This is a genomic window from Candidatus Cloacimonadota bacterium (genome assembly GCA_028706475.1).
Lineage (GTDB): Bacteria > Cloacimonadota > Cloacimonadia > Cloacimonadales > Cloacimonadaceae > UBA5456.
This window is the reverse complement of record JAQWBI010000052.1, coordinates 1-9,256: the sequence shown is the minus strand read 5'-3', so window position 1 is coordinate 9,256 and position 9,256 is coordinate 1. Positions and strand designations below refer to the sequence as shown.

The window sequence follows — 9,256 nt, the reverse complement described above, 5'->3', positions numbered from 1 at the left end:
ACACCTCGTTGTTATTCCTTGCCTAAAGCATAAAGCAACAATAATATACGAGGTGTTTTTGTCAAGAAGTATTTTAAGCTATTTTACTGCCTCTCAATCACATGGGCTACTGGGAAAGATTAGTAACATATAGGTATACGATAAGATACGAAAGGTTACATGGACTCCAATCGCATTATCCGAGTGTAAATCATTATCCTCTTTCCCTTTGTTCGATACAGTACCGAAGCTGATATCAAGCCGTTATCATCCTGTGTTCACTCAATGATAACCCGATAATATCAGGTTCAAGTATAGATAACCCAAGGAGGAATGAAGCTTTTGAACCTAAATAAAGCACGGAGTTCAAGCCACCTATGTTATCTGTCTATGTCGAAATAAGTTAAGAGGTGGCTTGGACAGGCAATGCATAGTGTCCACTCCATGTATTGAAGTCCATTTGACCGGATAACATATAGGTATACAATAAGATACGAAAGGTTACATGGACTCCAATCGCATTATCGAAGGTTTAGTGAAAAAACCCCGGTTCAAATGAGAACCGGGGTTATATGTTTGAACCTGTATAGGTTCGGATTACTTACTTGGAGAGCAGCATCTTGCGGGTAACTGCTTTGCAGTTGTTTTGAACGCGTACAAAGTACAAACCGCTGGCTACGTTTTTGCCAGAATCGTCTGTGCCATTCCAAACAATGGTGCTGGAGCCGGCAGGCATTTCTTTGTTCAGCAGGCTACGAACTTCCTGACCCTTCAGGTTGAATATCTTCACACTGGTTTGTCCATTCTGAGGAACGGTGAAGGAAATGGTGGTTTCAGGGTTGAAGGGGTTCGGATAGTTGCTGGCGCTCAGAGTAAGCACGGGGCTTACGCCTTCGGGATTGGAACTGCCAACCTGTACGATCGCGCGAATCATGATCTCACCATCTTCATACACATTCCAGCCACTTCCCAGATTGGTGTAGCTGAAGCCGTTTGTGCTGGTGTCCACACCGATCGCTGAGTGGTTTGGAGTCTCGAGGAGACCTATGAAGAATTCGCCATTTTCAGCAACTCTTTCGCCCGGAACTGTGATGTAGTTCCAGCCGGAAACAACACTGGCAGCAGGGAATTGGATTTGGTCGCCGATCAGGTTTCCGGGAAGTCCGGTAGTGGGGTCTTTCTCGAATATGCGAATTACGAATTGAGCAGTGCTAAGGGTTTCCACATATATCTTCACATATTTGATGGTTACAGGAGAACCGGAGTATTCACTGTGCAAAACTGCCATCTGTCTGGAGGAACCTACATTCAAGCCAGCCTCGGCAGTACCATCGTCATTAGCAGCCTCAACATGATCCTCAGGAATAATGAATACCACTTGGGTGTTTGAAGCGGTTGATTCGTTTCCATCGTACATAGCTGTTACATAGTAGTTATGAGCTCCGCCGGGAACATCGGTATCGGTGTACTGGGTTACAGTTCCCGGTACTTCGCTTACAAATACTCCGTCACGGTAGATTTTATAGCTGCCAACATCGCGATGATTGCGGTTGAGGTTGGCTCTGGTAAATTCACCATTGGCAAAACCGGGAGTTTCAGGAAGTTCGCCCAACACATATTCGCGGCCTTCAGCATCGGCTACATATACTCTGATATTCCAGTTACCTTGAATATCTGCCATGGAAGTAAGAGTGGACCAGCTTCCCATATTGATCCAGTTTCCATAACCTTCCACTGTAGCAGAGCCATCGTCGATACCTGCGGGATGACCAGCTTGAGTGTTGCAGCGATAACCTGCCCAGATTGCGGTACTTGCGGGAATGGTGTAAGGAGTAGCTAGAGTGATTTCATTCCATGCTCCGATAGTAACAGTGGGTACTGCCTGATCCACTACCAAAGTAGCGGCGCCACCGGTCCAAAGGCGTACTGAATACTCGCAGTTGGCTTCGTTCGGCCAGAATTGGATTTTAGTGATGTTCATGCCCACATATGGGTAGATACTGTTTACTTCTCCCAGGGGATCCCACTTTGCAGCTACGCTGAAGTCAGCGATGTCATCAGTTCCAATGGCGTCATAGTTATCGCCGTCATAATGGATCCAGCCTTCTTCTCCACCGCCGCCACCGCTACCAGGAGCGTTCCAGGATAATGTCACGTCGTTATCGACTACTTCAGCCAACAAGTCTTCAGGAGGTGCGATAAAGATGTCGTTGTAAATAGTGAAATCGTCGATCATGATACCGGTACCTTGAGGGGCATCGCCATCAGATTTGAAGTACCAGCGGAATTTAACAGTTTGGCCAGCGAAATCGCTGATGTATCCATCCAGAGAATAGACAGAAACTGCTGAAATCCAGGCATCAGGAGCGTCGACATATACATAGTTATTGCCATTGGGATCGGCATAAGGATTGCTCATGGCAGTCCAAGTGTTGCCGTTGTCCGGAGAGATTTCCCAGCCCCAGTAATCCAGGATAGACAGGGGAGCAGTACTGCTGTAATCAGGATCTTCAAAATTGCCCATAATCATAAAATCAGCTCTGATGTCCCCACTGTTGGGCAGAGTAATCGAGGGGCTTATAATGTAGTCGTACATGTTGGGATTGTAAGTACCGTTGGTATTTTGGTTCTTCATTATATGTGTAGGTGATGGAGCGGTAGTGTCGGTAGCAACGTGCCATAGCTGTCCGCCCAGAGGTACCAGGCTGCTCCAGGTCATTTGGCCGTCGTCCACGCCATTGTTGCTGTAGCCGCCAAAAGCGATATCGTCCACCATGAAACCAAACATATCAGGTTGATCTGAGGTGTTGTAAGCAGGATCGCTGGCAAAAGCGAAGCGGATTTTTACGCTCTGACCTACATAAGCGCTGAGGTCAAAAGAAGCTGGTGTCCACACGTTTGTGATGCCGCCCCAGCCGGGTACGCCAATACCTTCACCGTGTTCGCTGCCAAAAGCATAGGAGCTGGTGAAGTGATATGCAGGAGTGCCGGCAATCACTGTCCATGTTGCGCCGTTATCGGTTGAAACACGGATGTTTGCAGAGTCCCAGCCGTTGTAGTCACCAGTACCGCCAACATCTTCCAAACCAAGTTTCATCTTGAAAGTTAAGGTTGCATTTGCCGCGCTCAGTGTGCGGGCCGGAGTATCCAACACGAGGTACTGGTGATCGTAGTAACCACCGATGTTGGTTCCGGATGCCAGAGCGGGATCGCCCATCCACCATGAGTTGCCCTGAGTGCCACCATCGTCATAAATATGCCAATTGTTCGGGCTCTCAGTACCATCGTACAAAACCCAGCCGTCAAGGTCGGATTCAAAGTCTTCCTGATAGGCTACTACTTCGTAGGCAAAAGCACTACTTACCAGCAGCATTAGCGCCAATATAACAAGCCAATGTTTTTTCATTGATCCTCCTATAGATCAAGGGATTATTCCATAGTTGGCAATATATGCAGATTGCCTGATTCTGTCAATGTTTTTTAGCAATCTGCAGAAATCACTCTATATATACTACTTTACATTAGGTGTACTGCAACCTGTAAAGGTCATAATACAAGCCTTTTTTGTCCAGGAGCTCAAAATGAGATCCCTCTTCCACTATCTTACCTTTGTGCAATACAATTATACGATCCACATGTTGAATGGTGGAAAGCCGGTGTGCTATAATGATGGAGGTACGATCCTTGATGATCTTCTCCAAAGCATCCTGGATCAATAGCTCAGTCTCGGTGTCGATGTTGCTGGTCGCTTCATCCAGAATAAAGATGGATGGATTGTATGCCAATACCCGCGCAAATGCGATCAGTTGACGCTGTCCGGTGGAAAGAGTGGCACCGCGTTCCATCACAGGTTCATCATATTTGTGTGGTAGCTGGCTTATGAATTTATCTGCGTTTACATAGGTTGCCACCTGGCGAATCTCGTCCTTGCTCATATCTGTATTGTTCAGAGCTATGTTTTCGCTGATGTTTCCGCTAAAGATGAATACATCCTGCTGTACGATGCCTACATTGGAACGGATATCCTTCAGACCATAATCTTTCAGTTCCTTGCCATCGATCAGGATGCGCCCCTTTTGATAAGGATACATCCCCAAGATCAAGTTCACGATGGAGGTCTTGCCGCTGCCGGTATGCCCTACCAATGCGATCTTCTCGCCTGGGGCGATCTTGAAGCTGATGTCTTTGAGCACCCATTCTTCATCATTATATGCCAGCCACACGTTTTGAAATTCGATCTCGCCTTCCAGTTTCTTGCCGGTCACCAAATGCTCCCGATAATCGTCCGGCTCCAATTCCATCAGGTCAAATATACGTTCTGCACTTGCCAAAGCACCTTGCAGTACGTTGAACTTCTCGCTAAAATCGTTGATGGGCTCAAACAGCTTTCTGATATATTGGGTGAATGCCATCAGCAAACCGATTGTGATGGCGTTGTGTAATATCTGCCCACCACCATACCAAATGATGATGCCTACGGCGATCTGTGAAGATACGTGGATCACCGGCCGGAAAAATGCGAAGAGCTTCAATTGCTTCATGGAAGTAAGAAAGTAGGTCTGATTGATACTGGAAAACTCATCGCGCTTGTTGCTATATTGATTGAAGAGCTGGATTATCTTCTGGCCGGCGATGTGTTCTGCCAGCGTAGCATTGAGCTGTGCCAGATACTTGCGGACTTCGCGATACAGCACTCTGGTCTTGCTCCTAAAGATAGCGATGACCCAGATCACCAGCGGTAGGATCGTCATGCTCACCAACGCAAGCTGCCAATTTAGAACCAGCATCAGCGCCACGATAGCGATAATCAGAATTATATCCTGGATGATGGTAATCACGCCGGAAGCCAGCATTTCATCGATGGCGCGGATATCGTTTGTTACCCTGGTAACCAAGCGCCCCACGGGATTTTTGTCAAAGAATTGGGTTGGCATCTTTTGTAAATGGGCATAAACATCGTGACGCAAATCGTTTATCGCTTTTTGAGCGAAAGTGGTGGTCATCACTGCCTGTATATAACCGCTGATAAAACGGATGATGATGATGCCCAGGAACAGCAGCGACAGCCAGAGCAGAGCGGTGGAGGAATCTTGTCGCACTTTTAAACGCTCGTTGCGGGGGAGCTCCATCATTTTATCCCGTGAAACGGCTATCTTACTGTCACCAATGCGGAAAAACCCTGCCAGCTCCTGGATGCCGTCCTCGGGATTCTCATCCTGCTCCATGTATTTCGAAAGCAATGCTTCGTTTGTGGGATTGTCATCCACAAGATATACTGTATGTGGGCTTATGTAGCCCTGTTCTTCCAGACTTTCCAGGTATGGGTGGTCCATCTTGTTCCTGTCTTCCGCAGAGATCACCACAAAATGTACATTATTATGACTGTATTCTTTCAGCTTCAGAACCTTGTAGCGATCCATGAAGTTTTCGTACATCGCATCATCACTGAAGATAGCGATGCTTCTGTCGGATACTATATGATCGTCGATAGCGGTGGATTGGATCAGTGGTAATATCAATTCTGCCAAAGTGACCAGCATTAGCACTAGAAAGGAGATGATTACCCATTTCAGATAGGGCTTCAGATAATGTGCCATTTTGCCGTACAATCGGCGATCGTAGATTTTCCCTTTTATCTCGTCGCTGCTAACTCCGCCATGTCCTTGACCGTGCATCATTGTCCTGCCTCCTCGTCTTCCAGTTTTGCCCGGATGCGCTGTTTCTCATACAGATCGCGATAAATTCCGCCGGCACGCAGCAGAGAATCGTGGTTGCCGCGTTCTTTGATCACACCGTCGGCGAGCACGATGATTCTGTCCGCATGTTGGATGGAGGAGATGCGGTGGGCGATGATGATGGTGGTTTTGCCGCGTCTGGCCTGGATGAGGCATTCCAATATCTGACGTTCGGTCTTGGTATCCACTGCCGAGAGAGCGTCGTCCAAAATCAAGATCTGAGGATCGGTCAACAGTGCTCTGGAGATTGCCACGCGTTGTTTCTGCCCTCCGGAAAGGGTGATGCCGCGTTCACCAACCATGGTGTCAAACTGATGATCAAAATCCATGATCTCTTCGTACACACTGGCGATTTTTGCCGCTGTATATACCGCTTCCATGGGTTTGGAGGGATTGCCCAGGCGGATGTTGTTGGCAATCGTATCGCTAAAGAGGAATATGTCCTGAGGTACCAGCACCATGTCCCGGCGCAGTACTTCCAGCGGTATGCGGTAGATTTCATTTTCGTCTATGTATATGCTGTTCTTGGGCGGATTGTAGATGCGCACCAAAAGCTCTATCAGACTGGTCTTGCCACAGCCGGTGGGGCCCACGATGGCAAGGGTTTTACCAGCTTCGATGCCAAATGATATATCTTTGAATATCAGCGGAAGATCCTCGGCATAGCGGAAGCTGAAGTTCTTTACCGTGATGTTGCCTTCCAGCTTTTGTATGCTGGGATTGGCAAGCTTGTCATCAATTTCCGGAACCACTTCAAAGATTTCGTTCAAGCGTTTCAATGAAGCTGTTCCACGCTGATACATATCCACGATCCAGCCAATGGCGATCATTGGCCATACCAACATACCCAAATACTGGAAGAAAGCAATGAACCCGCCTATAGTGATGTCTCCCCGAATCGCAGCGCGACCACCGAAATAAAGGGTGATGATCATCGAACATGCTATTATGAAACCTTGGAAAGGATGAAAGAAGCCTGCGATCTTTGCCATGGAGATGTTTTGATTCATGAAGTCTTTGCCTACTTCATCGATCCTTTCCAATTCGGTCTTTTCCTGACCAAAGGCTTTCACGATGCGGATGCCGGAAATGCTCTCCTGTATTTTCCCACTCATGGTGGCAAAACTGGCTTGTACCAATGTAAAGCGCTTATGCATTTTCTTTCCGAAGTAGGCAATGGTTATCGATAGAATCGGCATTGGAATGATCGCCAATAGTGTGAGCCGCAAGTCTATCGAAACCATGAAGGAGAAGCTCGCGATTGTCATCAACACTATGTCCATCGCTGCAATCAGTCCCATCCCCAAAAGCATACGCACCGAGTTCAGGTCATTGGTGGCATAGGCCATCAAGTCTCCGATCTTGCTTTTATTAAAGAAGTTCTGCGAGAGCTTCAGCAGATGGTCGTAAAAATCCTGCCGTAAACCCTTTTCAATCCTATGAGAATTCCCGATGATCAACAAACGCCAGAAGAAGCGTAATATCATCACCGCAAAAGATAGACCGATGATAATGAGTGCTATCAGCCCCAGTCCGGTTTCATCGATCGTGCGCGCCTGAATGTTGTCGATGGCATATTGCATCACCTTGGGGGTGATGAGTTGTACCACATCCACCAAAATCAACATGATGATGCCGCCTGTAATTTGAGCATAACTCTTCTTCAAATATGGAAGAATCGTGTCGAATGTTCGCATTGGTTTTACTATATCCTTTAGTATTATTCCGAGTATGATGCAGCATGTCCCTCTTTCGGGCAATACTCCACCATGCCACACTCGATTGAAGGGTCTTTTTGTCAAATCCTTTGTTTATGTCCTGCGATGTTTAGCGGAATTGACCCTTACATTTTCCTCTCTGCACAGTGGAAGCTCTATTGTCTGTATTGATGATAAGCGTCTTCTGCAAACAAAGACTCACTAGAGGCAGGAGGTCCAAATGCACAGCGTTTTCGCGAGGAGGATTGCCGTGGTCCCCACAAAAATGCGCAGCATTTACGTGGGGCATAAAAAAGAATCCCCAGCTTTGTCTGGGGATTCAATAACGAATCTTTTACTGATTCTGACGGCAAGCTCTAGATGTTCTTTCCGCTCATTATGTCCTGTTCGTTGCATTTGCAGATACTTACGAACTGTTTGTCAGGACGCCATGTGCCATCGGTTTTGATGTTCTGCACGATCTTAATGCGTTTTACTTCGGTATTGCATACCGGGCACATCACTTTACCTTCGCTGGAAAGGTCGTGTGCTACTTTAGCGGCAAAGTTCTTAACTTTTCCCATGTTTATATCCTCTTTCTTTTATGCTCTTTCGATGTACTCGCGGCTGCGGGTATCGATTTTTATTTTGTCTCCGGTTTCCACAAAGAAGGGAACCATCAGCCGCAATCCGGTATCCGTGAAGGCTACCTTGCCGCTGCCGGAGGCTGTATTACCTTTGACGTTTGGTTCGCACTCAGCGATGGTCTGCACCACTGTGGTAGGCAATTCTATGCCTACAATCTCTCCTTCGGGAGTAGTGGCGATGATGATCTCCATATTTTCTTGCATTAGAAGTTCATTGTCACCAATGGTGGAGCTTTCCACATGCATTTGCTCGTAAGTCTCGGTATCCATCAGTACGAAGAAATCTCCGTCGCGATACAGGTATTCCTTTTTGGTGCGTTCGATGCGTACTTCCTCGAAGCTATCGCTTTCGCGGAAAGTATTCTCGATTGTCCTGCCGCTGCGGATGCTTTTCAGTTTACTGCGCATAAAAGCTGGACCCTTGCCCGGTTTCACATGCAGGAATTCCACTACCTCAAAGAGATCGTCTTTGAACTTGATGACCATGCCATTTCGTATATCAGACATTGAAGCCATAATTGCTATCCTTAGTTTTAGTCTAGACAACCACGATTTTCATGGTAGCATATTTGGCAAGACATTTTTTACAGGTGTTCTGCTAGTTTCGGCGGAGATAAATACACGGCAGTGTAGAAGCTCCGTCTTGACCCCGGTTATCCTTTTTCTCCTCTTTCCCTTTGTTCTATGCAGTGTTGAAGCTGATATCAAGGTGTTATCATCCTGTGCTCACCCGATGATAACCCGATGATATCAGGTTCAAGTATAGATAATCCCAGGAGGAATGAAGCTCTTGAATCGTTTGGCAGAAGTATATGCCAAATTGGAGTTTGGCAGCCTAGTTGCAAAACGACATTCGTGTCTTGACGAGTCACTAGGTTTACAGGAATATGCCAGAGGCACGATGTCCAAAGGCACAGCGTTTTCGCGAGGAGGGTTGCCGGGGTCCCCACAGAAATGGGAAGCTTTTTTTTGTGGGGTGGTTCTGGGGTCCCCATGGAAACGGGAAGCGTTTTTGTGGGGCAGTAAAAAAATCCCCCGACCGAAGCCGGGGGATATTCTAGGGATTAGTGTTATTTTACGATTACCATTTTTTTGGTTTCGATTTTGGAAGGTGTGCTAAGTCTGTAGAAATAGATGCCGCTTCCGCAAGCATTGTTTCTGCTGTCTCTGCCATTCCAAGTAAGGGGATTGAAGCCTT

5 protein-coding genes are annotated in these 9,256 nt (G+C 47.0%); all 5 read right to left on the bottom strand.

The genetic code is table 11. The features are described from left to right. Positions 1–580 precede the first annotated feature (580 nt). The 5 genes from PHF32_07820 to efp all read right to left on the bottom strand — a co-directional run bounded on the left by PHF32_07820 (position 581) and on the right by efp (position 8,574). The gene (locus PHF32_07820) at positions 581–3,385 is read right to left on the bottom strand and encodes a T9SS type A sorting domain-containing protein (protein MDD4560623.1); all 2,805 of its coding nucleotides are present in this window, start codon (positions 3,383–3,385) and stop codon (positions 581–583) included. A gap of 115 nt (positions 3,386–3,500) precedes the next feature. Then, complete coding sequence (locus PHF32_07815) at positions 3,501–5,657, bottom strand: ABC transporter ATP-binding protein (protein MDD4560622.1); 2,157 nt, start codon at positions 5,655–5,657, stop codon at positions 3,501–3,503. After that, a complete protein-coding gene (locus PHF32_07810; protein ID MDD4560621.1) occupies positions 5,654–7,411 on the bottom strand; it encodes an ABC transporter ATP-binding protein in 1,758 nt (585 codons plus the stop codon). Before PHF32_07810 ends, PHF32_07815 begins: the two co-directional genes overlap by 4 nt. Before the next feature lie 377 nt (positions 7,412–7,788). After that, positions 7,789–7,995 (bottom strand): hypothetical protein, encoded by a 207-nt coding sequence (locus tag PHF32_07805; GenBank protein MDD4560620.1) that lies wholly within the window; start codon positions 7,993–7,995, stop codon positions 7,789–7,791. Between the two features lie 18 nt (positions 7,996–8,013). Next, positions 8,014–8,574, bottom strand: coding sequence for an elongation factor P (efp, locus tag PHF32_07800; protein MDD4560619.1), 561 nt, complete (start codon positions 8,572–8,574; stop codon positions 8,014–8,016). Positions 8,575–9,256 lie beyond the last annotated feature (682 nt).

Coding starts and splice junctions, on each gene's coding strand:
- PHF32_07820 (MDD4560623.1), bottom strand. CDS start 3,385: ATGAAAAAACATTGGCTTGTTATATTGGCGCTAATGCTGCTGGTAAGT.
- PHF32_07805 (MDD4560620.1), bottom strand. CDS start 7,995: ATGGGAAAAGTTAAGAACTTTGCCGCTAAAGTAGCACACGACCTTTCC.
- PHF32_07815 (MDD4560622.1), bottom strand. CDS start 5,657: ATGATGCACGGTCAAGGACATGGCGGAGTTAGCAGCGACGAGATAAAA.
- efp (MDD4560619.1), bottom strand. CDS start 8,574: ATGGCTTCAATGTCTGATATACGAAATGGCATGGTCATCAAGTTCAAA.
- PHF32_07810 (MDD4560621.1), bottom strand. CDS start 7,411: ATGCGAACATTCGACACGATTCTTCCATATTTGAAGAAGAGTTATGCT.